At 70.7% G+C, this 23,898-nt stretch carries 19 protein-coding genes, 1 tRNA gene and 1 riboswitch; of the genes, 8 read left to right on the top strand and 12 right to left on the bottom strand.

Going from position 1 to position 23,898, the window contains the following annotated elements; translation table 11 throughout:
• Positions 1 to 117 precede the first annotated feature (117 nt).
• Entirely contained in the window at positions 118 to 2,826 is a 2,709-nt protein-coding gene (gene ppdK, locus G7063_RS09665; RefSeq protein WP_166414212.1) for a pyruvate, phosphate dikinase, read from the top strand.
• Positions 2,827 to 2,985: 159 nt separating this feature from the next.
• On the opposite strand, the gene G7063_RS09660 is transcribed toward ppdK, so the two are convergent.
• The 4 genes from G7063_RS09660 to G7063_RS09645 all read right to left on the bottom strand — a co-directional run bounded on the left by G7063_RS09660 (position 2,986) and on the right by G7063_RS09645 (position 5,991).
• On the bottom strand, positions 2,986 to 3,981 hold the full coding sequence (locus tag G7063_RS09660) for a Gfo/Idh/MocA family protein (protein WP_166414211.1): 996 nt from the start codon (positions 3,979 to 3,981) through the stop codon (positions 2,986 to 2,988).
• Between the two features lie 28 nt (positions 3,982 to 4,009).
• On the bottom strand, positions 4,010 to 4,609 hold the full coding sequence (locus tag G7063_RS09655; protein WP_166414210.1) for a dihydrofolate reductase family protein: 600 nt from the start codon (positions 4,607 to 4,609) through the stop codon (positions 4,010 to 4,012).
• A gap of 145 nt (positions 4,610 to 4,754) precedes the next feature.
• On the bottom strand, positions 4,755 to 5,723 hold the full coding sequence (locus G7063_RS09650) for a DNA topoisomerase IB (RefSeq protein WP_166414209.1): 969 nt from the start codon (positions 5,721 to 5,723) through the stop codon (positions 4,755 to 4,757).
• Position 5,724: 1 nt separating this feature from the next.
• Complete coding sequence (locus G7063_RS09645) at positions 5,725 to 5,991, bottom strand: Rho termination factor N-terminal domain-containing protein (RefSeq protein WP_166414208.1); 267 nt, start codon at positions 5,989 to 5,991, stop codon at positions 5,725 to 5,727.
• A gap of 184 nt (positions 5,992 to 6,175) precedes the next feature.
• On the opposite strand from G7063_RS09645, the gene G7063_RS09640 reads away from it, so the two are divergent.
• Positions 6,176 to 7,039, top strand: a complete 864-nt coding sequence (locus G7063_RS09640) for an SDR family oxidoreductase (protein WP_166414207.1) — start codon at positions 6,176 to 6,178, stop codon at positions 7,037 to 7,039.
• Positions 7,040 to 7,093: 54 nt separating this feature from the next.
• Here the strand turns inward: G7063_RS09640 and G7063_RS09635 are convergent, their stop codons facing one another.
• Positions 7,094 to 7,642, bottom strand: a complete 549-nt coding sequence (locus G7063_RS09635) for a type 1 glutamine amidotransferase domain-containing protein (protein WP_166414206.1) — start codon at positions 7,640 to 7,642, stop codon at positions 7,094 to 7,096.
• A 44-nt stretch (positions 7,643 to 7,686) separates the two neighbouring features.
• Positions 7,687 to 8,022 carry a YtxH domain-containing protein gene (locus G7063_RS09630; protein ID WP_206188135.1) on the bottom strand — a complete coding sequence of 112 codons (336 nt, stop codon included), beginning with the start codon at positions 8,020 to 8,022 and terminating at the stop codon, positions 7,687 to 7,689.
• Positions 8,023 to 8,185: 163 nt separating this feature from the next.
• On the opposite strand from G7063_RS09630, the gene G7063_RS09625 reads away from it, so the two are divergent.
• The 3 genes from G7063_RS09625 to G7063_RS09615 are packed head-to-tail and all read left to right on the top strand — an operon-like array spanning position 8,186 to position 11,405.
• Positions 8,186 to 9,301, top strand: a complete 1,116-nt coding sequence (locus G7063_RS09625) for an acyl-CoA dehydrogenase family protein (protein ID WP_166414205.1) — start codon at positions 8,186 to 8,188, stop codon at positions 9,299 to 9,301.
• Positions 9,295 to 10,659: a PIG-L family deacetylase gene (locus G7063_RS09620; RefSeq protein WP_166414204.1), complete on the top strand. Its 1,365-nt coding sequence runs from the start codon at positions 9,295 to 9,297 to the stop codon at positions 10,657 to 10,659. Before G7063_RS09625 ends, G7063_RS09620 begins: the two co-directional genes overlap by 7 nt.
• Positions 10,656 to 11,405, top strand: coding sequence for a glycosyltransferase family 2 protein (locus G7063_RS09615; protein WP_166414203.1), 750 nt, complete (start codon positions 10,656 to 10,658; stop codon positions 11,403 to 11,405). The genes G7063_RS09620 and G7063_RS09615 overlap by 4 nt, the downstream gene beginning before the upstream one ends.
• A 55-nt stretch (positions 11,406 to 11,460) precedes the next feature.
• Here G7063_RS09615 and G7063_RS09610 read toward each other — a convergent pair whose 3' ends face one another.
• Positions 11,461 to 12,636 (bottom strand): SLC13 family permease, encoded by a 1,176-nt coding sequence (locus tag G7063_RS09610; protein WP_166414202.1) that lies wholly within the window; start codon positions 12,634 to 12,636, stop codon positions 11,461 to 11,463.
• A gap of 162 nt (positions 12,637 to 12,798) precedes the next feature.
• Between G7063_RS09610 and G7063_RS09605 the strand changes: the two genes are divergently transcribed.
• The 3 genes from G7063_RS09605 to G7063_RS09595 all read left to right on the top strand — a co-directional run bounded on the left by G7063_RS09605 (position 12,799) and on the right by G7063_RS09595 (position 14,263).
• On the top strand, positions 12,799 to 13,278 hold the full coding sequence (locus tag G7063_RS09605) for a histidine kinase (RefSeq protein WP_166414201.1): 480 nt from the start codon (positions 12,799 to 12,801) through the stop codon (positions 13,276 to 13,278).
• A gap of 24 nt (positions 13,279 to 13,302) precedes the next feature.
• Positions 13,303 to 14,139, top strand: coding sequence for a DUF4097 family beta strand repeat-containing protein (locus tag G7063_RS09600; protein ID WP_166414200.1), 837 nt, complete (start codon positions 13,303 to 13,305; stop codon positions 14,137 to 14,139).
• Between the two features lie 51 nt (positions 14,140 to 14,190).
• Positions 14,191 to 14,263: transfer RNA gene (locus G7063_RS09595), tRNA-Ala, on the top strand.
• A 198-nt stretch (positions 14,264 to 14,461) separates the two neighbouring features.
• Here G7063_RS09595 and G7063_RS09590 read toward each other — a convergent pair.
• From G7063_RS09590 to G7063_RS09570, 5 genes are all read right to left on the bottom strand, one after another.
• The gene (locus G7063_RS09590) at positions 14,462 to 15,547 is read right to left on the bottom strand and encodes a hypothetical protein (protein ID WP_166414199.1); all 1,086 of its coding nucleotides are present in this window, start codon (positions 15,545 to 15,547) and stop codon (positions 14,462 to 14,464) included.
• 1,142 nt (positions 15,548 to 16,689) lie between these two features.
• The gene (locus G7063_RS09585) at positions 16,690 to 18,348 is read right to left on the bottom strand and encodes an AAA family ATPase (RefSeq protein ID WP_166414198.1); all 1,659 of its coding nucleotides are present in this window, start codon (positions 18,346 to 18,348) and stop codon (positions 16,690 to 16,692) included.
• A 964-nt stretch (positions 18,349 to 19,312) separates the two neighbouring features.
• A riboswitch (SAM riboswitch) is annotated at positions 19,313 to 19,428 on the bottom strand.
• 294 nt (positions 19,429 to 19,722) lie between these two features.
• Entirely contained in the window at positions 19,723 to 21,174 is a 1,452-nt protein-coding gene (locus G7063_RS09580) for a tagaturonate reductase (RefSeq protein ID WP_166414197.1), read from the bottom strand.
• The gene (gene uxaC, locus G7063_RS09575; protein WP_166414196.1) at positions 21,171 to 22,625 is read right to left on the bottom strand and encodes a glucuronate isomerase; all 1,455 of its coding nucleotides are present in this window, start codon (positions 22,623 to 22,625) and stop codon (positions 21,171 to 21,173) included. Before uxaC ends, G7063_RS09580 begins: the two co-directional genes overlap by 4 nt.
• Positions 22,626 to 22,702: 77 nt before the next feature.
• Positions 22,703 to 23,845, bottom strand: a complete 1,143-nt coding sequence (locus tag G7063_RS09570; protein WP_166414195.1) for a glycoside hydrolase family 105 protein — start codon at positions 23,843 to 23,845, stop codon at positions 22,703 to 22,705.
• Between the last annotated feature and the right edge of the window lie 53 nt (positions 23,846 to 23,898).

Raw genomic sequence — 23,898 nt, 5'->3', positions numbered from 1 at the left:
CGGTATGTATGAACCCTAGGAAGAAGGACGGCACCGACGGCGTCCGACGACGGTCGCCACGTGCCGATGCCGTCCGCGCGGGGCGCAACGGCGCGCCCCCCGACGTGGGAGGTTGGCATGGCCACGTACGTGTACCGGTTCGCCGACGGCGGCAAGGACGACAAGGACCTGCTCGGTGGCAAGGGGGCGAACCTCGCCGAGATGGTGAAGATCGGCCTGCCGGTCCCACCCGGGTTCACGATCACGACGGAGGCGTGCCGCGCGTACATGCGCGACGGCGTCGTGCCGCCCGAGCTGCGGGTCGAGGTGACGATGGCGGTCCGCGAGATCGAGGACGCGTTCGGGCGCCAGCTCGGCGACGTACGGGACCCGCTGCTCGTCTCGGTGCGCTCGGGCGCGAAGTTCTCGATGCCCGGCATGATGGAGACGGTCCTCAACGTCGGGCTCAACGACGCGTCCGTGCGGGGCCTGGCCGAGATGGCGGGCGACGAGCGCTTCGCGTGGGACTCCTACCGGAGGCTCGTGCAGATGTTCGGCCGCACCGTGCTCGGCCTCGACGGCGACCTCTTCGCGGGCGCGCTCGACGCGCTCAAGGCGCAGCGCGGGGTGTCGAGCGACGTCGAGCTGACGGCCGACGACCTCAAGGGCCTCGTCGCGACGTACAAGGCGCTCGTCCTTGAGCACACGGGCCGGGAGTTCCCGCAGCATCCGCGCGAGCAGCTCGACATGGCGATCGAGGCGGTCCTCGACTCGTGGAACACGGACCGGGCGCGGCTCTACCGGCGCCGTGAGCGCATCCCGGACGACCTCGGCACGGCGGTCAACGTGTGCACGATGGTCTTCGGCAACCTCGGCGAGGACTCGGGCACGGGCGTGTGCTTCACGCGCGACCCCGCGACCGGCCACAGCGGCGTGTACGGCGACTACCTGCCGAACGCGCAGGGTGAGGACGTCGTCGCCGGCATCCGCAACACGTTCCCGCTCGCGCGCCTCGAGGAGCTCGACCCGGCGTCGTACCGTGAGCTGCTCGCGGCGCTGCGCAAGCTCGAGACCCACTACCGGGACCTGTGCGACATCGAGTTCACGATCGAGCGCGGCAAGCTGTGGCTCCTGCAGACGCGCGTCGGCAAGCGGACCGCGGCGGCGGCGTTCCGGGTCGCGACGCAGCTCGTCGACGAGCACCTCATCACGATGGACGAGGCGATCTCCCGCACGACGGGCGAGCAGCTCACCCAGCTGATGTTCCCGCAGTTCGACAGGTCGGGTGCGACGACGCTCCTCACACGGGCGATGGCCGCGTCGCCGGGCGCGGCGGTCGGCGAGATCGTCCTCGACAACGCGCAGGCGGAGGCGCGGGCGGCCGAGGGCGCGAGCGTCATCCTCGTGCGGCGCGAGACGAACCCGGACGACCTGCCGGGCATGGTCGTGGCGGCGGGCGTCCTCACGGCGCGCGGCGGCAAGACGTCGCACGCGGCGGTCGTCGCGCGCGGCATGGGCATCTGCGCGGTCGTCGGCGCGGACAGGCTCGACGTCGACGTGGCGGCGCAGGAGGTGCGCGTCGAGGGGCGCGTGCTGCACCCGGGCGACGTCATCGCGATCGACGGGTCGACGGGCGAGGTGTTCCTCGGCGAGGTTCCTGTCATGGACTCCCCGGTCATGCAGTACCTGTCCGACGGGCTCGAGGCCGGTCTCGCGGCCGCGCCGGACGACGCGACGCGCGAGCTCGTCGCGGCCGTCGACCGCATCCTCGAGCATGCCGACGGAGTCCGCACGATGGGCGTGCGCGCCAACGCGGACTCGGCGGACGACGCGCTGCGGGCCCGCGCGCGGGGCGCGGAGGGCATCGGCCTGTGCCGCACCGAGCACCAGTTCCTCGGCGAGCGTCGGTACTTCATCGAGGCGGTGGTCCTCGCGGAGACCGACGAGGAGCGCGAGGTGGCGCTCGCGGACCTGCTGCCGCTGCAGCGCGGCGACTTCGTCGGGCTGCTCGAGGCGATGGACGGGCTGCCGACGACGATCCGGCTCATCGACCCGCCGCTGCACGAGTTCCTGCCGGACCTCACGGAGCTCTCGGTCAAGGTCGCGCTCGCGGAGCGCGACGGCGGCGCGGATCCGCACGACGTGAAGATCCTCGGGGCAGTGCGGCGCATGCACGAGCAGAACCCCATGCTGGGCCTGCGTGGCGTGCGGCTCGGTCTGAAGATCCCGGGCCTGTTCGGGCTGCAGATCCGGGCGATCGCGGAGGCGACGGTCGAGCTGCGCGAGCGGGGCCTCGACCCGCGGCCGGAGATCATGGTGCCGCTCGTCGGTTCGGTGCGGGAGATGCACCTCGTGCGCGACGAGGCGCTCGGCATCCTCACGGAGATCGGGCGTGGTGCGGGCCAGCGGCTCGACCTGCCGATCGGCTGCATGATCGAGCTGCCGCGTGCGGCGCTCACGGCGCACCGCATCGCGGAGGAGGCGGACTTCTTCTCGTTCGGCACGAACGACCTCACGCAGACGACGTGGGGCATGTCGCGCGACGACGTCGAGGGCGCGTTCTTCCACGACTACCTCGACAACGGTGTCCTGACGATCTCCCCGTTCGAGACGATCGACGCGCTCGGCGTCGGTGCGCTCGTCAAGGTGGGCGTCGAGGGCGGGCGTACGACGAAGCCGGCGCTGAAGATCGGCGTGTGCGGCGAGCACGGCGGCGACCCGGAGTCGATCCGGTTCTTCCAGGGTGCGGGGCTCGACTACGTGTCGTGCTCGCCGTTCCGGGTGCCGGTCGCGCGGCTCGAGGCGGCGCGCGCGGCTGTTGAGTCCGGGGGCGACGCGACAGCCTGACCTGGCTCGTCCCGAGTGGCTCGATAGCCGATCCGTGCACCAGAGGTGCACGGATCGGCTATCGGCACGTCGGCGTGCGCGGGGCGGCGCGGGTTCGGGCGTCCGATAGCCGATCTGTACGCGTGAGGCGTGCGGATCGGCTATCGATAGGTCGTCTGGTCAGGCCTGAGCGCGGTACCCGGCGAGCACCGCGTCGATGACCTCGCCCGTGCGTAGCGCGGTCCGGCCCGTGCTTGGTGCCGGACCGCCGTGGCCCGTGAGCTCGTCGACGATGAGCTGGATGAGCGGCTGCTGCACGTGCTCGGGGTACGCGGCCTCGATCTCGCGGTCGACGCCACCGACGCGCACGCGGATCGGAGCCTCGCCGAAGCACGGGAAGCGCACGGAGCCCTTCGTGCCGTGCAGGGCGATCTCGTCGGTGCGCTCGGCGTCGTCGTACGCCCACGTACCCGTGCCGACGGCTCCGGACGCCCAGCGGAACGTCGCGACGACGTGGTCCTCCGCGGCAGACGCACCGGTGACGTTCGTCGCGATGCCGTGGACCTCCTCGACCGGGCCGAGCACGTGGTCGAGCCAGTCGAGCGCGTGCGAGCCGAGGTCGACGAACAGGCCGCCGCCGGAGATCTCCGGCTGGACGCGCCACGGCTGATGGCCCGGCTCCCACGCCTCGCCGGGGGAGGAGTTGCGGACGCTCACGGAGCGGATCTCGCCGAGCTCGCCCGAGCGCACGAGGTCCTCGACGACCTTGAAGCGCGGCATGGCCCGCCGGTAGTAGGCGACGAACAGCGGGACGCCCGCGGCGTCGGCCGCGTCGATCATCGCGCGGCACTCGTCGGCCGTCCGCGCCATGGGCTTCTCGACGTAGACGGGCTTGCCGGCCGCGGCGACACGGATCGCGTAGTCGGCGTGCGAGCCCGGGGGAGTGGCGATGTAGACAGCGTCGACCTCGGGGTCGTTGATGAGCGCGTCGGCGTCGTCGTACCAGCGCGGCACCCCGTGCCGCGCTGCGTAGTCGGCGGCCTTCGCGCCGTCGCGGCGCATGACGGCGACGAGCGAGGACCGCTCCGCCTTCTGGAAGCCGGGACCCGACTTGCGCTCGGTGACGTCACCGACGCCGATGATGCCCCAGCGGACGTGGGAGAGAGGTGCGGTCATAAAGGCAACGGTAGCGCTACCACGCCCCTTAGTCCGGCCGGCGCCGGTAGGTGGTGAACGTGACGGCGTCCGACGCGCGTGCCGCCGTCGGCACGAGCGTGAAGCCGGGGCGCACGCCCGCGAAGAGCTTGGCACCGCCGCCGAGCGTCATCGGGGAGACGTGGAGGCGCAGCTCGTCGATCGCGTCGAGCGCGAGGTACTGGTCGATCGTCGACGCGCCGCCGCAGATCGCGACGTCCCCGTGACCGGCGGCCTCGCGCGCGAGCGCGAGCGCCGCGAGCGGACCGTCCGTGACGAAGTAGAAGGTCGTGCCGCCCTCCATGGGCTGCGGCGCGCGCGGGTGGTGGGTGAGGACGAACGTCGGCGCGTGGTACGGCGGCTCGGGACCCCACCAGCCGTCCCAGTCCTCGCTCCACGGCCCGCGGACGGGCCCGAACATGTTCCGGCCCATGATGAACGCCTCGGCCTGCGTGATCCTCGCGATCTCTGGTGCGTGCTCGTCGGCGAAGTCGAACATCCACCGGTGGAGCAGCTCGCCGCCCGCGCCGAGCGGTTGCTCGCGCGTCTGGTCGGGACCCGCGACGTACCCGTCGAGCGACACCGTGACGTCGCACGTGACCTCACCCATGGCTGACCTCCTCGTCCGGTTCCCACGGTAGGCGCGCCAGCGCGGGTGCGGCGGGTGGAGGCACCCGGCGGCGACGACGGCTGCGGCCTGCGCATCGTGCCCGGGCGCGGCGAGCGGCGCGTGCGCTCGCGGGCGAGGACCTCGACTAGCGTCGCCTGACGAGGTCGAGGTAGGCGGCGGCGATCTCGCGGTGCGCGTCGGCAACGTCGCCGCGCCGGTACGCGTCGAGGACGAGCGGGTCGACGTACGAAGCCCGGGCGACGGCCGGCGTGTTGCCGAGGACGTCGGCGGTGAGCCGCACCGCGTCGCGGATCGTCTGCTCCTGGTCCCGCGGGTCCTCGAGAGGCCCCGCGAGCGCGAGCTCGTGCGCGGCGGTCGCCGAGCCGAGGAGGGTGCGCAGGTCCTTCGTCGTCGCGTCGGTGCCGGTGACCTCCCGGACGTACGCGTTGAGCTCGACGGCGCGCAGCGGTCGCCAGCGGTGGCCGTCGCGGTAGGCGACGAGGCGCGCCCGGGCGGACCTGTCGCGCTGGAGGGAGCGCACCGCGACGGCGAGGTCGTGGTCGGTGGCGCTCACGTGCCAGTGCATGCCGCTCTTGCCGGGAAAGTCGAGGGTCACGGTGTCGGCGTCGACGCTCGCGTGGCGGACGTCGAGCGTCGTGAGCCCGCGATGGCCAGTGACGACGGTGTGCCGTGCGTCGCCGACACGGATGCCGACCGTGTCGACGAGCCGGAACCCGACGGCGAGCGCGCGCTCGCGGCTCGCCGGCTCGGCGCCGAGGTCGCGCCGCACGTGCCGCCGGGCGCGGGGGAGCGACGCCGCGAGGTCGGGCAGCCGCGCGAACTTCTCCGCGTCGTGCGCCTCGATCCACGCCGGGTGGTAGATGTACTGGCGCCGTCCGGCGCCGTCGACGCCCGTGACGAGCACGTGGCTGCGGGGGTCGGGCGCGATCCACACGTCGGTCCACGCGGGCGGGATCGCGAGCGCGTCGAGGCGCGCGGTGACGTCCGGGTCGGAGATCCGGGCGCCTTCGTCGTCGTTGTAGAAGAAGCCCGTGCCGGCGCCTCGACGGCCCCAGCCTGGGGCGCGCAGGTCGGCGCGGACGAGCCGCGTCACGTCAGTGCTCGCGCAGCAGGTCGACGAGCTCGGCCTTGCGCATGTGGGAGTAACCGCTGAGGCCGAGCTCCTTGGCGCGGGCCCGCAGCTCGGGCACGGTGCGCTCCTCGTAGTTCTCGGCGGCGCCGCCACGACGGCCCACGCTCGAACGTCCGTCGCGCGCGGCAGCGTTGGAGATGCGGGCGGCCTTCTCCTTGGACGCGCCGTCGTCCACGAGCTTCTCGTAGAGCTCAGGGTCCTTGAGCTGGGGTGTCTTCGAGCGTGGCATGCCGACCTCCGGGTGAGTGGGTCGTCCCATCGTGGGCACGTCCGGCGCCTGCCCGCCACCGGGGCGCGCCGAGCAGAGCGCGCTGACGCGGCCGGATGCGTCTGCGGCGACGCGGGCCTAGCGTGGTGAGGACGGCGTGTGCCGTCCCGGCACGCGCTCCGCCTGACGACGACGGGAGCACGACATGTCCGAGGAGAACCAGGCCTTCCCCGCGCAGCAGCAGGAGCCGCCGGGCCTCACGGAGCCCATGGAGCCGCAGCCGGACCACGGGGAGACGACGTACACGGGGCACGGACGCCTCGACGGGATGCGCGCGCTCATCACGGGCGGCGACTCCGGCATCGGGCGGGCGGTCGCGATCGCGTATGCGCGTGAGGGCGCTGACGTCGCGATCTCCTACCTGCCCGAGGAGCAGGAGGACGCGGAGGAGACGGCTCGGTGGGTCGAGCGGGTGCAGCGCACGTGCGTGCTCGTCCCGGGCGACCTCACTCAGGAGGACGTGTGCTGGCAGACCGTCGAGCGCGCGGTCGAGGGGCTTGGCGGCCTCGACATCCTTGTCAACAACGCCGGCTATCAGATGGCGCGGCGCGACTCGGTCGCGGACGTGACGACGGACGACCTCGACCGGGTGATGCGCACGAACCTCTACGCGCTCGTGTGGCTCGTGCAGGCTGCTCTGCCGCACCTGGGTAGCGGGTCGAGCATCATCAACGTCTCGTCGATCCAGGCGTACCAGCCGTCGAACGCCCTGCTCGACTACGCGTCGACGAAGGCGGCGATCAACAACCTCACGGTCAACCTCGCGGCCGAGCTCGGCCCGCGGGGCATCCGTGTGAACGCGGTCGCGCCTGGGCCCATCTGGACGCCGCTGCAGCCGGCCACGCAGCCGAACGAGAAGATCGAGCAGTTCGGTCTCGACACGCCGCTCGGACGTGCGGGGCAGCCCGCGGAGTGCGCACCGGCGTTCGTCTACCTCGCGTCACCGCGCGACGCGAGCTACGTCTCCGGGACGGTGCTCGGAGTCACGGGCGGCAAGCCCGTGTTCTGAGCGCGCACGAGAGGCCCGGAACTCCAGGGTCCCGGGCCCCTCGACGTGCGTGCGTCAGGCGTGCTGTCCGGCGTGGACGCCCTCGCCGATCTCCTCGACGAGCTTGTCGTTGAACGCCGGCAGGTCGTCGGGCGTGCGGCTCGAGACGAGACCCTGGTCAACGACGACCTCCTCGTCGACCCACTCCGCGCCCGCGTTGCGCAGGTCGGTGCGCAGGCTCGGGTAGGACGTGAGGGTGCGTCCGCGGACGACGTCGGCCTCGACGAGCAGCCACGCGCCGTGGCAGATGACACCGACGGGCTTGCCTGCCGCGAAGAATGCGCGGGCGAGCGCGACGGCCGCCTCGTCGAGACGCAGGTGGTCGGCGTTGACGACGCCGCCGGGCAGGACGAGCGCGTCGTAGTCGTCGGACGACGACTCGCCCGTCGTGCGGTCCACGGGGTGCTCGTGGCCGTTCTTGCCGGTGAGCGTGCCCGTCTCGGGGGCGATGAGGTGGGCGGACGCGCCGTGCCCGGTGACGGCCTCCCACGGGCTCATGAGCTCGGAGTCCTCGAAGCCGTTCGTGGCGACGAACGCGATCTTCTTGCCGGTGAGGTGTGACATGGTGCCTCCTTCTCTCGGGTTCACCTGCAGGATCTTCTACGCCATCACGGTCCGCTGGTCGGCGCCACCGGGGGAGTGCTCATCGTGGGCGGCGGCGTGTGACCGTCGTCGTCGCGGTGGAGCGCGTGCGTGACCTTGTCCTTGAGCGCCGTGCCGGCGTCGCCGGCGACCTCGCCCACCTTCGCGCGGACGGCGGCGCCCGCGGCGCCTGCCGCCTCGGCGGCGCGCTCCTTGGCGGTCTCGACGACGTCCTGGACGCGGTCGTCGTCGAGCACGGCGCGCGCCTTGGCCTTGATCTCCTCGTAGCGGGCGCGGCCCGCCCGGCTGCCGAGCACGTACCCGACCGCAGCACCCGCGAGGAACGTCAGCTTCGAGCCCATGGGTTCGTCCTTCCGTCGTGTCCGGTGGCCTTCGCGGCCCGTCCCTCCATCGTGCGCCGTGCGTCGGCGGAGCGCATCTGGCGGGTAGACAGTGGCACCCGGGTCGCGCGGTAGGTCGTCGCGGGTAATCATCGGTCCACGTCCGACGACGAAGGAGGGATCGATGGCAGGTTCGACGGTGCCGGCGGGCCCGGTGCAGGACGGCGTGGCGCAGGGCGGCGCGCTGCAGGACGGCGAGGTCGGGCAGGTCTGGGACGTCGTCCCGCTCGGTGCCGAGGGCCCGCGCGACGCGCGCGACAGGGCCCTGGAGCTGCTTGCCGACGTGGGCGACGTCGACGGGGCGCTCGCGGTCGCGGCGATGCTGCCCGCGACGCTGCGCCCGGGCGGTGACGGGACGGTGGCCGTGTGGGAGCTGCTCGCGACGGTCGCGTCGCGCGACCTCGGGCTCGCGCGGGCGATCGAGCCGCACCTCGACGCGCTCGCGATCCTCGCGCAGGCGGGGCTCGCCCCGGACGACGTCGTGGCGGACGGCGCGCGGGCGTCGTGGGGCGTGTTCGCGGCGGAGGGACCGGCGGCGACGCTCGCGGCGCAAGCCTCGGACGACGGTCGCGTCGTGCTGCTCGACGGGACGAAGCCGTGGTGCTCGCTCGCGGACCGGCTCGACGCGGCTCTCGTCACGGCGCGTGACGCAGCGGGGGAACGTCAGCTGTACGCGGTCGACCTGCGGCACCCGGGCGTCGGTGCGGCGGCCGAGGAGTGGGTGGCGCGCGGCCTCACGGAGATCCCGAGCACGGGCCTCGAGCTCACGGCGGTCCCGGCGGTCGCGGTCGGGGAACCTGGCTGGTACCTCGAGCGTCCCGGCTTCGCGTGGGGTGGCGCAGGCGTCGCGGCGTGCTGGTACGGCGGCGCGGTCGGGCTCGCGCGCACGCTGCGGGAGCAGGTGGAGCGCCGGTCGGAGGCCGAGCTCCTGCTCATGCACCTGGGGGACGTCGACGAGCACCTCCACGCGGCGCGGGCCGTGCTCGGTGACGCGGCGCGCGAGGTGGCGGTGGGACGTCCGACGCCCGTGACGACCGCGCGCGTGCGGGCCGTCGTCGCCCGCACGTGCGAGCGCGTGCTGCGGACCGCAGCGCACGCGCTCGGCCCTGCTCCGCTCGCGCTCGACGCCGCTCACGCGAAGCGCGTCGTGGACCTCGAGATCTACGTGCGTCAGCACCATGCGGAGCGGGACCTCGTGTCGCTCGGCCGCAAGAACCTCGCGACGGGGCCGTCGTGGTGAGCTTCGACGCTGCCGAGCCCGGGACGGACGCGCGCGCGTGGGATGGCGCGCTCGCGGCGCTGCCCGCGCTCGCGCTGCCGGCGGTCGACCGGGTTGTGGTCCTCGCGGCGCACGCGGACGACGAGACTCTCGGGGCGGGCGGCCTGCTCGCGCGGCTCGGCGCCTCGGGGGTGATGCTCGAGGTCGTGTGCGTGACGGACGGCGCGGCGTCGCACGCGGGCGTCGAGCGTGACGAGCTCGTCGCGACGCGGCGTGCCGAGCTCCGCGAGGCGCTCGACGTCTTGTGCCCGGGCGCGCAGGTCCACGTGCGCGACCACCCCGACGCGGCGACGGGTGCGCACCGCGCCGCGGTGCGTGCCGATCTCGCCCGCGTCCTCGACGCGGGGCCGGACGGCGCGCGGCTGCTCGTCGTCGCGCCGTGGCACGGCGACGGGCACCACGACCACCGGGTCGTCGGGGAGGTTGCTGCCGAGCTCGCCGCGGAGCGCGGCGCGCACCTGTGGGAGTACCCGGTGTGGCTGTGGCACTGGGGCGACCCGGACGCCGGGCTGCCGGACGGCGCCCGGGCGCTGACCCTGCGGGACGCGGAGGTCGTCGCGAAGGTGCGGGCGCTCGGCACCTACGAGTCACAGACGATGCCGGACGCCACCGGGGCCGCCCCGGTGCTGCACGCGCGGTTCCTGCGGCACGCGGTGCGGGACGTCGAGACGTTCGTCGTGACGCCCGTCCCGGGCGTGGCCGAACGTCCCGAGCGGCTGGGCGCGGAGTACTTCACGGAGCTCTACGGCCGTCGGGAGGACCCGTGGCGGCTCGGCACGCGGTGGTACGAGCGGCGCAAGCGTGCGCTCACGGTCGCGAGCCTGCCGCGGGAGGACCTCGGGCGGGTCCTCGAGATCGGGTGCTCGCTCGGGCACCTCACGGTCGATCTTGCGTCGCGGGCGCGGGAGGTCGTCGCGCTCGACGTCGCCGAGCGGGCCGTCGAGCAGGCACGGCAGCGCGTCGCGGACGCGGGCCTCGCCGACAGGGTCGACGTGCGGGTCGGCTCGGCGCTCGACGCGCTGCCGGACGGGCCGTTCGACACCGTCGTCGTGTCCGAGGTGGGCTACTACCTCTCGCGCACGGACCTCGCGGGCCTTGCAACCCGCCTCCTGGGCGTGCTCGCCCCGGCGGGGTGCGTCGTCACGTGCCACTGGCGCCACGACGTGCCGGAGTACCCGCTCACGGGTGACGACGCGCGGGACGTCCTGGCGCGCGGGCTCGGCCTGCCGCGGCTCGTCGAGCATGTCGAGGAGGACTTCGTCCTCGACGTGCTCGCCCGCGACCCGCGCTCGGTCGCGGCGCTCGAGGGGCTGACATGACGGCGACGACTCGCGTGCGACGCGCGGAGGTCGTCGTGCCCGCCCACGAAGAGGAGAGGCTCGTCGGCCGGTGCGTCGAGGGTCTCGCGGCTGCCGTCGGGCACGCCCGCGCGCACGGCCTCGACGCGCGGGTGACGCTCGTCCTCGACGCGTGCCGCGACGCGACCGGCATGGTCGCGGCGGAGGCCGCCGCGCGCGCGGGCCTCGACCTCACGGTCGTCGAGCTCGACGCGTGCGCGGTCGGTCGCGCCCGCGAGGCGGGGGTCGCGGCGGTGCGCGCACGGCTCGCCCGCGAGGCTGCCGTCGCGGACGAGGAGGTGTGGCTGCTTCATACGGACGCGGACTCCGTCGTTGGGCACGACTGGATCGTCGAGCACGTGCGGCTCGCGGACGCGGGGGCCGACGTCGTCGTCGGAACCGTCCGTCCCGACCCTGCGGACCTCGGGCCCGAGCGCACACGCGCGTGGGCCGCGACGCGCGTGCCCGGGCGGCCCAACGGGCACGTCCACGGCGCGAACCTCGGCCTGCGCCTGTCTGCGCACCTCGCCGCGGGCGGCTTCGAGCCGGTCGTCGCGCACGAGGACGTCGGGCTCGTCGCGCGGCTGCGTGCGCTGCCAGTGAGGATCGTCGCGTCGGACGTCGTCGACGTCCTCACGTCGGGCCGGCTGGAGGGTCGCGCGCCGCACGGGTACGCGCAGTACCTGCGAGAGCGGTTCGCGTCGGCGGGTTCGGGCGCGCCGTCCTGAGGGACGTGGTCGGGCGCGCGGGCCCCCGTGCGTGCTCGACCGGACCGGGACGCAGTCAGAGCGTCGCGGCCAGCGTGAGCGTCGCAAGGAGCACCGTGAGCGGTGCGACGAGCAGACCGAGCGCCATGTAGCCGCCCCAGCGGACGCTCACGCCGAGGCGCGTGAGGCGGTCGTGCCAGAGGAGCGTCGCGAGCGACGCCCACGGCGTGACGAGCGGCCCCGCGTTGACGCCGACGAGCAGCGCGACGAGGCGCGCAGGGGAGTCCGTCACGGGCTCGAGGGCGAGGTAGGCGGGCAGGTTGTCGACGAGGTTCGCGCCGAGCATGCCGGTCGCTGCGACGCGCACCAGGTCGGCCGTCCCCTCGCCGTCACCCGCGACGCGCGCAAGCCACGCGCCGAGGCCCGCCCCGTGGGCGGCCTCGAAGACGACGAAGAGGCCGCTCACGAGCACGAGCGTCGGCCAGGGGACGAGGTTCCAGCGAAGAGCGCCGGGTTTGCCGGGGGCGCCGCGCTCGCGGAGCGCGAACGCGACCGCGAGCACCGCCGCGGCGACGACGGCGGGGACCCACACGTCGACGCCCGAGACGAGCGCGGGCACGAGCAGTGTGACCGTGACGCCTGCGGTCCGCAGGAGCACGGGGTCGCGAGGCTGGGGCGGCCGCTGCTCGTGGCCGTGGCGGCCCGTGAGCGCGCGGCGGAAGAGCGCGAGCAGGACGAGCATGGGGACGACGGTCGCGACGAGAGCGGGCGCCCACGTGAGGCGCGCGAACGCGAGCGGGCTCGGGTCGCCGAACGCGTGCAGCGCGAGGAGGTTCGTGAGGTTCGACGTCGGCAGCCACAGCGAGCCCGCGTTGGCGAGCCAAACGGTCGTGAGCGCGAACGGCAGGGGAGCGACGTCGACGTGGCGGGCAAGCACCACGACGACGGGGGTGAGGAGGACGGCCGTCGTGTCGAGCGAGAGGAACGCGGTCGAGACGGCGCCCGCGACGACGACGAGCCCCCACAGTGCGAGCGTGCTGCCGCGGCCCCAGCGGGCCACGCGGGCGGCGACGGCGTCGAAGAGCCCGGCGCGTGCGGCGAGGTCGGTAACGACGGTCATGCCGACGACGAACGCGAGGACGGGGCCGACGCGGGCCGCGAGCCGGGCGACGTCGGCCGGAAGGAGCACGCCGGTCGCGACGAGGAGCACGCCGACGGCGAGGAGGGCGAGGCCCACGATCGTCGTGCGCATGGTGGGCTCCGGTTCTCGGTTGGGTGTGCCCGTCGGGCGGGTGGTCCGGGGCCGCGGGATCCTGCGGGCCGTGGACGATCGTAGCGCCCCGCGTCCCGTCGGTTCGCACATTGGTGTCGTCGAGGTGTCGACATGACATCACTGTGATGTCATAGTGGAGTCATGGACCTCACCCGGTACGCCGACGACCTCACGCGACGACTCGCCGCCGCGGTCGACCCCGCCGAGACCGCCGCCGTCGAGCGGCTGCTCGCCCCCTTCGACGCCGCCGTGCGGCTCGTCCTCCAGGACGTGCTCGTGGCGGCGGCCGACGAGATCTCGGCCGAGCTCGCGCCCGGCGCCGTCGAGGTCCGCCTGCGCGGGGGAGCGCCCGAGCTCGTCGTCACGCCGCCGCCCGCGGCCGCAGCGCCGGCTGCGGCCGTCGAGGTCGACGTCGACGGCGCGTCCACGTCGCGCACGACCCTGCGCCTGCCCGACCACCTCAAGTCCCAGGTCGAGACCGCCGCCACGCGCGACGGCGTCTCCGTCAACACCTGGCTCGTCCGCGCCGTCGCGACCGCACTCGGTCAGCAGGCGGCCGCACCCGCTCGTGGCGCAACCCCCGGGAGCGGCGCCCGCCGCGTCACCGGTTGGGTCCGCTGAACCGTCCCGTTGCCTGGAGTCCTCATGACCACCTTCGCTGCACCCGCCCCTGTCGTCGTCGACGTGCCCTTCGGCGTCCTCGAGGTTCGCGCCACCGAGCGCGACGACCTCGTCGTCACGGTCACCCCGACCGACCCCGCCAGGTCCGGCTCCGTCCGCGCCGCCGAGGCCATCCGCGTCGAACGCGACGCCGACGCCATCCGCATCACCTACCCCGGCTCGTGGACCCAGTACGTCCTCCCGTTCGCAGCCGGCACCGCCACCATCACCCTTGAGGTGCCCCTCGGCACCCACCTGTCCGGCAAGGCCGGGGTGCTCAACGCCCAGGGCAGCCTCGGCGTCGTCAACCTCGCGCTCACCGCGGGCGACGTGCGGCTCGACGACGTCGACCGGCTCGACCTCGCCGCCTCCGCCGGCTCCGTCGTCGTCGGGCACGTCGCCAGCAGCCTCAACGTCAAGGCGAGCGCTGGCAGCGTCCGCATCGGCACGCTCGACGGCGACGGCCGCATCCGCTCGGCCGCCGGCACGACGACCGTCGCCACCCTGCACGGCACGCTCGAGGTCGCGGGCAGCGCGGGCGACGTCGTCGTCGGCGACATGACCGGAACCCTCACCGCGAAGACCGCGCACGGCAGCATCCGCGTCGACCGCGTGCGATCGGGGAGCGTCACCGCCAAGACTTCCTTCGGCACCATCGAGGTCGGCGTCCCCGAAGGCACCGCGGCCTGGCTCGACGCAACCACGGCTCAGGGCCACGTCCGCAACGAGCTGCCGCCCACCGACGGCCCCGCAGACGGGGACGAGACCGCCGAGATCCACGCTGCGACGGCGTTCGGAGACGTGCTCGTCCGGCGGGCGTAGCTCTGTGGTCCGCGGCAGCCTCCGCGAGCAGCTAGTATCTTCTCTGTTCGCGGGGCTGTGGCGCAGCTGGTAGCGCACCTGCATGGCATGCAGGGGGTCAGGGGTTCGAATCCCCTCAGCTCCACCCGTGTGATGAGTCGGGACATCGTTCAGAGATGCCCCGCAGCATCGTTTGTAGTTCGAGAGCCCGGCCATTGGCCGGGCTCTCGGTCGTTGTTGCGCCAGCATGTGAATGGCGTAGTTTGCAGGGATCTCGCTGGCGATTCGGTGGACGGCGACTGTGGGAACTACAACTAGCGGTCGCGTAGTGCCTTGGCGTGGCCTATTCGTGCAGATCCTCGAGCGTGTGGTGGAACGGTCCTGTCCATCCCTCGAACATGGCTAGCAAAGCGATGATCGCCTCTCCGACTATCTGGTCAGTGGCTAACCAGTCCGCCCCGTCAAAATGGAGCTCAGGAAGGCCGATGAGGGGATCGTTCCAGATCAATTTGGCTACATCGACTGAGCCGATGCCATAGTGCACGAGGATATTTCGCAGGGATCGTGCGCCGCCCGTAGTCATTGGCTTGATCGATTCTCCGTCAAAGAGAGCCGCGAGATCCTTGCGCATGGCCTCCGGTAGGGCGAAGTCGCCGCCCGGACCCAGAATTGATCGTAGGGTCTCGAGAACCTGCCAGACTCCGGAAAACCTGAACTTGAAGGTCGTCGGAGCGAGCGGATCCGAGAGGGGAACCATCTCGCGAATCAGCTTTAGTGTCACCAGGTCGCTCTTGAGGATCCCAAGTGCTATTGCTTCTGGCAACTCGGTTGACGGGAACAACGCAGCGTACAGTTCCCTAAACTGGGCGTCTTTCACGACAATGAGGCGTGAAGGCCACTCTCGGAGATAGTCGTCGCCACCCCATTCGTCGACCTCGGTGCCAGCGAGTGCGCGGAGGCTGGCGGCGAGTTCGCGGGCGCGGTCGAACGTCTCGGCACCTTCGTCCTGTGGACTGATCCCAGCGTGAAACCTGATTGAGTGCGACGTGCACATGATCTGCTCGCCGTAGAGCACGACGGATGTGTCGTTTACCCGAAGACCAAGCGCAAGAAGACTCTGGACGAGCCGCGGCGCGCGGTTGTTGTCTAGGTACCAGTTGCGGTCTCGGGCTGCGGCGCTGACGAACTCGGCGAGAAGCTCGAGCTGTGACTTCTTCGTGTCATTGAAGAGTTTGGTGCTGTGCCTAGATGCTGCGAGAGCTAGTTCGTGCGCCCCCGCCCGAGCGTGAATCGACTCTCTTGCGGTCCGTCGCATGAAGTGGCGCACCTCGTAGGCGACAAGTGACAGGAACTGGAGGTGAGAAAGCGCGAGCCATGAGCTCGTCTCGTCCCGGCCACGGTTCGCGGAGACAGCTCCAAGGACTGCCATGGCGAACCTAAGGTCAGATCGGATGAGGCGGTGCGCCACCTCCTCGCTCGGCGACGACACCACCATCACCCCCTCACTGGTCTCAACCTGAGTGCCTCCGCTCAGGAACAATTATCATCATACTGCTACGCGGCCTGCCGTGTCGGGCCCCGACAAGACGCCCCGCATCGCGGGAGCCCCCCGTTCCTTCCGCCGTACGGACTAGTGGCAAAACCTAGGTGGGGAGGTGATCGACAATCGTACCGATCCTAACGGTCTCGCCACCGACATTGAAGTGAATTCGATTTGTCGTTGGACGGAGTTTAGTATGCCACTCGCATCGAACGATCTGCTTATCGAATGTGAAGTCGCGCCTGCGGATCGCCGCCTTGTTCTTGTGGGTATTTGGGCTCTCCGGAGAACACGAAACACCAACAGCTGCCATCGCGGCCTGGCGCTCGTCGCGCGTCGAGGTCCGTTTCCAAATCTGGGGAGCTTCGTCGTTGAGTACGCCTAAGTGATGAACTAGGAGCGGGATGTTCTCGTCAGGCGGACCAACCAGTGATCCTGCGTGATCCCACGCGCCCGGATGAAACTCCAGATTTGGGAACATTCTTTGCGCAAAGTCCGGGAGTTCGCTCAGGTTGGGGGCGTTGGAGAGGTAGGCCTCACGCCAAGCGCGCGCCACCGGTATGCAAGAAGGCTCAGAATCGCTATTCGAGTGGATGATGTGCAGTCGAGACTTATCGCATAGGTCGCATGTGACAGGGTCCATGGCCCAGCAGCCTGCGTACGACGACAAGACCAATTGATTGGCACTTCCGGCTGACCTTAGGTCTTCGATAAGCCGTCGCCCGTTCCCCGCGTCGCCGAGGTGGGGTGAGTATTCGGCCGCTAGATGAAGCGTGCAGATTTCTCGAGGCAACACGGATGTTGGCATGGCCCTCGACATGAACTGTCCGATAATCCTCCAAAAGTCATTAGGGGCCAGCGACGTTGAACTTGGCGGCTGATCCGCAAGTTCTCCCAGTGCCCTCATTGTAGCGGGGCCGATGCGGAGTGCGCGGTCGTCGGCGCGCGCAAGCATGCGTTCCCAGAATTCTACGCCCGAGGCGGCGTTCGGGGAGGGAATGACGATCTCAGGGTCGAGCATCCACGTGAGTTCAACCATTGTTGTGAGACTCGCTGCTCCGCTGAATGTTCATTCTCAGGATGGCGCGAATATCCTCTTCGGCTGAAGAAAGAAAACCGGCTGGCCACTCGCTTAGGTCGCCAAACTCGCTAAGTCGCAGTTTCCTGGTTTCCGATCCGGTCTTATGAGGCTCGACGAAGACGATGTCAACGTCCGCAACGTCTATTCCCCCTTCAGCCGCACGGCGGCGTACGCGTGTAATGAACGCCTCGCTATGAGTTTCAACAACTAGCGCGACGTCTGGCCGTGCCATCAACAGGAAGTCGGCGAGTCGAGCTTGCACGGCTGGATGTAGGTGCAACTCGGGTTGCTCGACGATGAATATCGAGCCGCGAGGAGCGGAGAGCAGTCCGACGAGAAGAGGCAGCGCTTGGCTGACGCCGACGCCCACCGATGTTAGGTCCCGAATCGAGTCTCCGAGCCTTAGGTCGAATCCAACGCCCAACTTGCCCCGTGAACGGGCCGTAACTTTCTCGCCAATCTGTAGATGAGTTAGCCACCGATTCACCGCTGTGGATAGCGTGGCATCAGTTGGACCACCTTCTGGCGGATGATACTGCACCACATTGCTTCCGGATCGCGATAGCACGGCTGCTGAGTATTCGCCACGTGTGCCAACCGGTAGTCCGCGGGCTAACTCGTTCCAGTGGTTCCAGACCACTCGCGGCTCGTCTCGCAGCGGTCCGAGATACTGTACTCGTTGTGCCACTCGATCGAGAATGTCATTAATGGATCGCAACACCTCGTATGTTGCACCAAGTTTTTGCTCGAGTGAGCCCTCCAGGACGCCGGGCGATATTCCGTGCCCCCAAAGAGTGCCCTGTATCGGAAGTAGTGCAAATGGTCTCCCCTTGCGCTGAGCGGCGGCGGTTGAGATTGCCTCGGCTTGGAGAGTCAAGTCCAATTTGTTCCAAATGCGCTCAAACATGTAGGGGTTTCCGTTGCGCACTTCGTGGAATTGCTCGGCCAGGGACCGCTTGGTTGGGTCATTGGCGGCTGCGTCCGAGAGAAGACGAGATAGTTCGCGTATTGCTACCGGCAGCGCTCCGGATGATATTCGCGCGCTTCTGCTGCGGTACTTTCCGGAGAGGAGGGCTTCGAGAGCTGAGGCGTATCGCCGCTCGACGAGCTCCGGAGCCATTAATTGCACGACGGCGACGGGCCTGAATCCTTGATGGATGACGTAGGTGCGTAGCAGCAGCTTCTCGCTTCCGAGCAAGGACTTCAGGTGCAGCGCTTCGGTCTGTCCAAGGTGGTGCGTGGCCTGCAACGCTTGCTCAACGTCGCTTCCGCGGGAGTTCTGCTGCGACAGCACGAGCGGATGCGCACTGTGGGCCGCGCTTTGCACCGAGACTCGTCGCGCACGAAGCGATGACCGATCCTCAGTTGCGACGAGTTCGTAGTCGACTCGCACGCGATCGTGGGTTCCTCCGTCCAGAAACTGGGGATCGAAACCGATGCTGAACTGAGTGCTGCCGCTGGTTGCTCCCTCTCGAACCAGATCCTGAGCGTCTCCGAGTCGGACCAGAGGGCCGTTCAGCACGCAAGAAGTGTCGTTGTAGAGGCTCTGGGTCATAAGCAGGAGCGACTGGATCATTGAGGACTTGCCGCTGCTGTTGACTCCCGTCAAGATTGTCGTCTTTCCCGGACGAATGTCTAGCTCGGCCGAGATGACTCCTTTAAAGTCTCTTAGTCGCCACAGCACGGATCTTCTCCTGATCGGTTGGGTAGCAAGGTCGCAGGGTGCTGGAGGGGGCGCACCCGTGTTCAACGAGAGTACCAACCTGGGCGCTGTTCGCTGCACTGCGTTTGGTGCACGAGCCCGCAGTGCGGATCGGGGTCAACCTTGCTTGGTCGGTGAGGGTGGTGAGAGGGGACATGATGGGCCTAGCTGCGGTCACAGGCACTTGACTATTGGTTTGAGCGCGTGACTGGTGCCGCGGGTGATAGCTCGGCTCACGCAAGTCAGCGGGAGTAATCTGCACTGCAACTCGTGCCCCCGACGGGGGTGATCCGGGGTCTTCGTCGATAGTGGCGCGAGGGTTGACTATGCCAAGGTGCTCAAGTCCCGCGCCTGATGTGTTTCATTGCTACTCTAAGGGCGCTGCTTTTCGGGGTCTGGGATGTTCCGTGGTTGCATCGGCTGGAGCCTGTCTCGTAGCAGTGTGATGGCAAGCGTGGTTCGGCACTCGTGTCGAGGGCGGTCGAGACTTCAGTGTGGGTCGCGGCGCGCCTGTCGTGCCCGCTGTGGCGCACGGACCCGACTTCGAGCGCGTCGGAGAAGGGGCGCAGCCGCGCCGCGAGGGGCTTTGTTGACGCCTCGACGCGTCGCACGTCCGCTAGGTTCCTGCTTGGGCTGTGACCCGTGCGTGCTCACGGCGATCGTGACCGCGCGGCACGTGGCGCAGATTAGCCGGGAGCAGTACAAGTAGCTCGTCTGCCAGCTGCCGACGGGGCACGCGTCGTACACGAACCTGGGGCGCTCGTCATGCCGTGCGGACCGGTTCGGGACGTGGGCAGTGGACACCGGACGGGTGTGCGAGTCGGCCTCGGCGAGGGTCGTGCCGGGGGCGAGGTGCATGGCAGTCTCCTGGTGCTCACGCTTCCCGCCACGATCGGGACGGGCCGGTGTTCCTCCTGGGGCACCGTGCGCGATATGCGCGGTTGCCGGACCAGCACGCGGAGGGCGTGTCGCTGGTCGCTCGTGACCTGTCGGAGCAGTTGGCCGACCCCTCCGACATTCGCCGTCCTGCGGGTGTTTGCGTGCCGCCGTCATGCGCCGCAGCGATCGCGGCTCCCGTGCCGTCGGTCGTGCCGTGTCCGCGGCAGGCCCGGTGGGTGACGTCACGGCCGCAGCACCAACGCAGCCCCGCACCTCCTGGAGTAGACGTGCGGGGCTGCGGATCCCGGAGCCGGGGCACCCCTGCCTGGCTCTCGGTCGTCCACGGCGTCCCGTGGCACGTCGTCGTCGGCGTCCGCGAGGGGAGTGCGGACCCCGACGGTCTCAGGCGGCCGGCAGCTCGACGAGCGCCCGCTCGATGCCGACCTCGAGGATGCGCGCGGCGTGCGTCGCGACCTCGTCGGCGAGCCGGTCACGGCAGCCGTCACAGTCCGTCACCCAGCCGGCCGCGGCGATCGACGCGCGGACCCACGCGGGGACGTCGGCCGGGTCGAACGCGTCACGGATCGCGGCGACGACGGCCGCGTCGTCGTGGGGCTCGAAGCCCTCGGGGCCGCGCACGTAGAGGGTGAGGAGCGCGGCGGCCGCGAACGCGGTCCGCGGCGCCTCGCGCCCGTCCTTGAACGCGGAGAGCAGGACGGGCAGGTTGCGTGCGCCCCACTTCGCCACCGAGTTGAGCGCGATGTCCGCGAGCCGGTGGTGGAGGTAGGGGTTGCCGAAGCGCTCGACGATCTTTGCGGCGAACGCCCGCAGCTCCTCGCGCGGCTCGGAGATCGATGGCAGCACCTCGTCCTCGAGCAGCGCGTCGAGGTAGGCGCGCACGTCGGGCCGCTCGAACGCCTCGCGCACGGACTCCGCCCCCAACTGGAGGCCGACCGCCGCCATGGCGGTGTGCAGCCCGTTGAGGATCTTGACCTTCTTCGCGCGGAAGGGCCGGATGTCGGTCATGAACTGCACGGGCTGGCCCGCACGGTCGAGCGGCAGCACCTCCTGCACGACGGGGTCCCCGCCGATCGCCCACACCCCGAAGTACTCGCCCTTGACGACGACCTCGTCCGCGTAGCCGAGCTCCGCCTGGATGTCAGCGATCTCGTCGCGCGGGTAGCCGGGCACGATGCGGTCGACGAGCGTGTCGTGGAACGAGCAGGCGGTGTGCACCCAGCGCTCGAAGTCGGCGCCGTAGCCCGCGGCGCGCGCGTGCCGAAGCACGTACTCGCGCAGCGTCGTCGCGTTGTCCTCGATGAGCTCGCAGCACACGATGCGCAGACCTGCGGACGCGGCGCCGTCGAAGGCCACGAACCTGTCGTGGAGCAGCGCGGCGATCTTCGCGGGGAAGGACGCGGGCGGCTGCGCGGCGAGGTCGTCGCCCTCGACCCACGCGATGCCGGCCTCCGTCGTGTTGGAGACGATCACCTGGATCTCGGGGGAGAGGTAGAGCGCGCGGTACTCCTCGAACTGATCGTGCGAGCGCACGATCTTCTCGATGACGTCGACGCGCGTGAACTCGCGCACCGGTTGGCCGTCGCGCACACCCTCGAGCAGGACGTGGTAGAGCCCGTCCTGCTCCTCGAGCAGCTCGAGCGCGCGGTCCGGCCCGGGCGTCGCGTGAACGACGGCGACCCCGGCGTTCATGACGCCCGCCGTGTTCGCGGCGTGGATCATCTGGTCGACGAAGGCCCGCAGGAAGTTGCCGCCGCCGAACTGCAGGACGGTGATCGGGCGGGCCGTGCGCCCCGCGGTCGTGGCGGACAGGCGGGGCAGGGTCGTGGTCGTCACTGGGCACCTCCGGCGCGGTAGGCGAGGCGGGGCAGGTGGTAGGCGAGGTCGGCCGCGGTGTCGACGGCCTCGTCGAGCGTGAGCCGGTGCTCGGCGACGAGCCGCGCGAGGTAGCCCGCGTCGACGCGCCGGGCGAGGTCGTGGCGCGCCGGGATCGAGCAGAACGCGCGCGTGTCGTCGACGAAGCCCGACATGTTCGCGAAGCCCGCGGTCTCGGTGACGGCCTCGCGGAAGCGACGCATCGCGTCGGGAGCGTCGAGGAACCACCACGGGGCGCCGAGCCGCACCGACGGGAAGACACCGGCGAGGGGCGCGAGCTCGCGCGAGTACACGGTCTCGTCGATCGTGAAGAGGATCGTGCGGAAGTTCGGGTGGTGCCCGAAGGCCTCGAGCATGGGCCGCACACCGCGCGCGTAGTCGACGGCGAGCGGGATGTCGTAGCCCTTGTCGGGTCCGAGACGACGGTGGACGGCCTGGTCGTAGTCGCGCAGGACGCCGGGGTGGAGCTGCATGACGAGCCCGTCCTCCGCGGACATCGCGGCCATCTGGAAGAGCATGTGCCCCGCGAACGCTCGCGTGCCCGCGGCCGTAGTGCGGCCCGCGCGGGCCGCGGCGTAGAGCCGCGACGCCTCGGCCTCGTCGAGCGGCGTCGTGTCGATGCCGAGGTGACCGTGGTCGGTCGCGAGCGCCCCCGCGGCGACGAAACGGTCGCGCTGCACGCGCAAGGCGGAGAGGAACCCGGCGTACGTGCTGACGTCGACGCCCGCGGCAGCGCCGAGCAGGTCGACGTCGCCGACCCAGGTCGGACGGTCGAGGTGGCACACGGCGTCGGGCCGGAACGTCGGCAGCACGCGGCGCCCGAGCCCGTCGGCGGCGAGCGCGGCGTGCGCGTCGAGCGTGTCCCACGCGTTGTCCGTCGTCGCGATCGTCTCGATGTTGAAGCGGTCGAGGAGAGCCCTCGGACGGAACGACTCCTCGCGCAGCACGGCCTCGATGCGGTCGTAGATCGCGTCGGCGCTCGTCTCGCTCGGCACCTCGCGCACGCCGAAGATCTCGACGAGCTCGTGCTCGAGCCAGAACCGCGAGGGCGTCGCGCGGAAGTACTTCCAGCCCGCGCAGAACCGTCGCCAGATCGTCCGCGGGTCGCTCTCCGCGGGCGGCGCCGACGGGTCGATCGGCCGCACGCCGAGGTCCTCGGGCCGCGCACCCTGCGAGACGAACATCCGCACGACGTAGTGGTCGGGGACGACGAGCAGCTCGGCCGGGTCGCTGAACGGCCGGTCCTCGGCGAACCACTCGACGGGGACGTGGCCGTGCATCGAGACGATCGGCAGGTCCGCGACCGACGCGTAGATGTCGCGCGCGATCGCGCGCACGCCCGGGTCGGCGGGCAGCGCCCGGTCGGGGTGGAGGGTGAGGGTGGCGTCCACGGTGGACGACGGCGACGGCATTGGTGGCTCCAGGTGGCGCAGGTCGAGAAGGCTCGTGCAGGTCGAGGAGGGGCGTGCGGAGTGCGAGCGGGGAGGGCTCAGCGCCGGTGCATCTCGGCGGCGAGCAGGAGGAACGGTCCGACACCCTTGTGGTCGTTCGTGACGATGGGCTCGCTCATGTAGTAGGCGTACGTGCCGTCGCGGCGGGTCGCGCCGCCGAGGCCGGCGACCTCGCACATGCGGTGGACGTTGACCCAGCCCTCGGCGGTGACGGTGAGGAACGACTCGGTCGCGTGCGCCCAGCCGGTCTCGAGCGCGTCCTCCCACTCCGAGCCCGTGAGCAGGCCCGTGCGGAGGGACTTCGCGATCGCGGTGAGGATCATGAGCGAGCCCGAGGACTCGAGGTAGTTGAGCGGGCGGCCGGGCTGGTCGGGGATCTGGTACCAGAGGTTCGTCGCCGGGTCCGCGTGCCGCTGGACAGCCTCGAGCAGCGCGACGAGGTTCGCGTGGACGCGGTCGCGGCCCTCGAGGTCGACGGGCATGTGCTCGAGCGTGTCGACCATCGCCATGGCGAACCAGCCGAGTGCACGCAGCCACACGTGCGGCGAGTGCCCGGTGGCCGGGTCGGCCCAGTATATCGAGCGGGTCTCGTCGTACGCGTGGACGCACAGGCCCGACGCGGGGTCGAGGCTCGCGTCGTACGCGGCGAGGAACTGGTGGACGACGTCCGCGTGGAGCTCGGGCCTCTCGAAGGCCGTCGCGGCGCGCGCGTAGAACACCGAGCCCATGTAGAGGCCGTCGAGCCACATCTGCTGCGGGTAGATCTCCTTGTGCCAGAAGCTCCCGTTGTCGAGGCGCGGCTGGTGCTCGAGCTGGTCGAGAAGCGTGAGGGCGGCGGTGCGGTAGCGCTCGTCGCCCGTCTCCTTCCAGAGAGAGAGCACGGCCTTGCCGTTGTTGACGTGGTCGAGGTTCCACTCGTCGCGGACGTAGCCGTGGATCTCGCCGTCCGGGCCGACGAACGCGTCGATGTTCTCCTTGACGTAGTCGAGGTAGCGCTGCTCGCCTGTGACGGCCGCGATCTCGCGGATGCCGTCGAGCACGAGACCGTCCTCGTACCGCCACTTCCGTGCGGGGCTGATGCTCGGCTCGCGGCCGAGCATCGTCTCTGCGCCGATGCGGGCCCAGTCCGCCGTCGGCCCGCCGAACGAGGGGTAGGTCGTGGCGTCGGTCGGGGCGGTCATCGTGGGCCTCCTGAGGGGAGCGGGGCGGGGGACTCGGGTGCGCGTGACGCGCG

The sequence above is a fragment of the Sanguibacter sp. HDW7 genome (assembly GCF_011300875.1).
Lineage (GTDB): Bacteria > Actinomycetota > Actinomycetes > Actinomycetales > Cellulomonadaceae > Flavimobilis.
The sequence above is the reverse complement of the archived record's forward strand: the minus strand, read 5'-3'. Positions and strand labels throughout refer to the sequence as shown.

What these genes read in the sequence shown, in the direction of transcription:
- ppdK (WP_166414212.1), top strand. Translation starts at nt 118, where the DNA reads ATGGCCACGTACGTGTACCGGTTCGCCGACGGCGGCAAGGACGACAAG.
- G7063_RS09660 (WP_166414211.1), bottom strand. Translation starts at nt 3,981, where the DNA reads ATGACCGCACCTCTCTCCCACGTCCGCTGGGGCATCATCGGCGTCGGT.
- G7063_RS09655 (WP_166414210.1), bottom strand. Translation starts at nt 4,609, where the DNA reads ATGGGTGAGGTCACGTGCGACGTCACGGTGTCGCTCGACGGGTACGTC.
- G7063_RS09645 (WP_166414208.1), bottom strand. Translation starts at nt 5,991, where the DNA reads ATGCCACGCTCGAAGACACCCCAGCTCAAGGACCCTGAGCTCTACGAG.
- G7063_RS09640 (WP_166414207.1), top strand. Translation starts at nt 6,176, where the DNA reads ATGTCCGAGGAGAACCAGGCCTTCCCCGCGCAGCAGCAGGAGCCGCCG.
- G7063_RS09635 (WP_166414206.1), bottom strand. Translation starts at nt 7,642, where the DNA reads ATGTCACACCTCACCGGCAAGAAGATCGCGTTCGTCGCCACGAACGGC.
- G7063_RS09630 (WP_206188135.1), bottom strand. Translation starts at nt 8,022, where the DNA reads ATGGGCTCGAAGCTGACGTTCCTCGCGGGTGCTGCGGTCGGGTACGTG.
- G7063_RS09625 (WP_166414205.1), top strand. Translation starts at nt 8,186, where the DNA reads ATGGCAGGTTCGACGGTGCCGGCGGGCCCGGTGCAGGACGGCGTGGCG.
- G7063_RS09615 (WP_166414203.1), top strand. Translation starts at nt 10,656, where the DNA reads ATGACGGCGACGACTCGCGTGCGACGCGCGGAGGTCGTCGTGCCCGCC.
- G7063_RS09610 (WP_166414202.1), bottom strand. Translation starts at nt 12,636, where the DNA reads ATGCGCACGACGATCGTGGGCCTCGCCCTCCTCGCCGTCGGCGTGCTC.
- G7063_RS09605 (WP_166414201.1), top strand. Translation starts at nt 12,799, where the DNA reads ATGGACCTCACCCGGTACGCCGACGACCTCACGCGACGACTCGCCGCC.
- G7063_RS09600 (WP_166414200.1), top strand. Translation starts at nt 13,303, where the DNA reads ATGACCACCTTCGCTGCACCCGCCCCTGTCGTCGTCGACGTGCCCTTC.
- G7063_RS09590 (WP_166414199.1), bottom strand. Translation starts at nt 15,547, where the DNA reads ATGGCAGTCCTTGGAGCTGTCTCCGCGAACCGTGGCCGGGACGAGACG.
- uxaC (WP_166414196.1), bottom strand. Translation starts at nt 22,625, where the DNA reads ATGCCGTCGCCGTCGTCCACCGTGGACGCCACCCTCACCCTCCACCCC.
- G7063_RS09570 (WP_166414195.1), bottom strand. Translation starts at nt 23,845, where the DNA reads ATGACCGCCCCGACCGACGCCACGACCTACCCCTCGTTCGGCGGGCCG.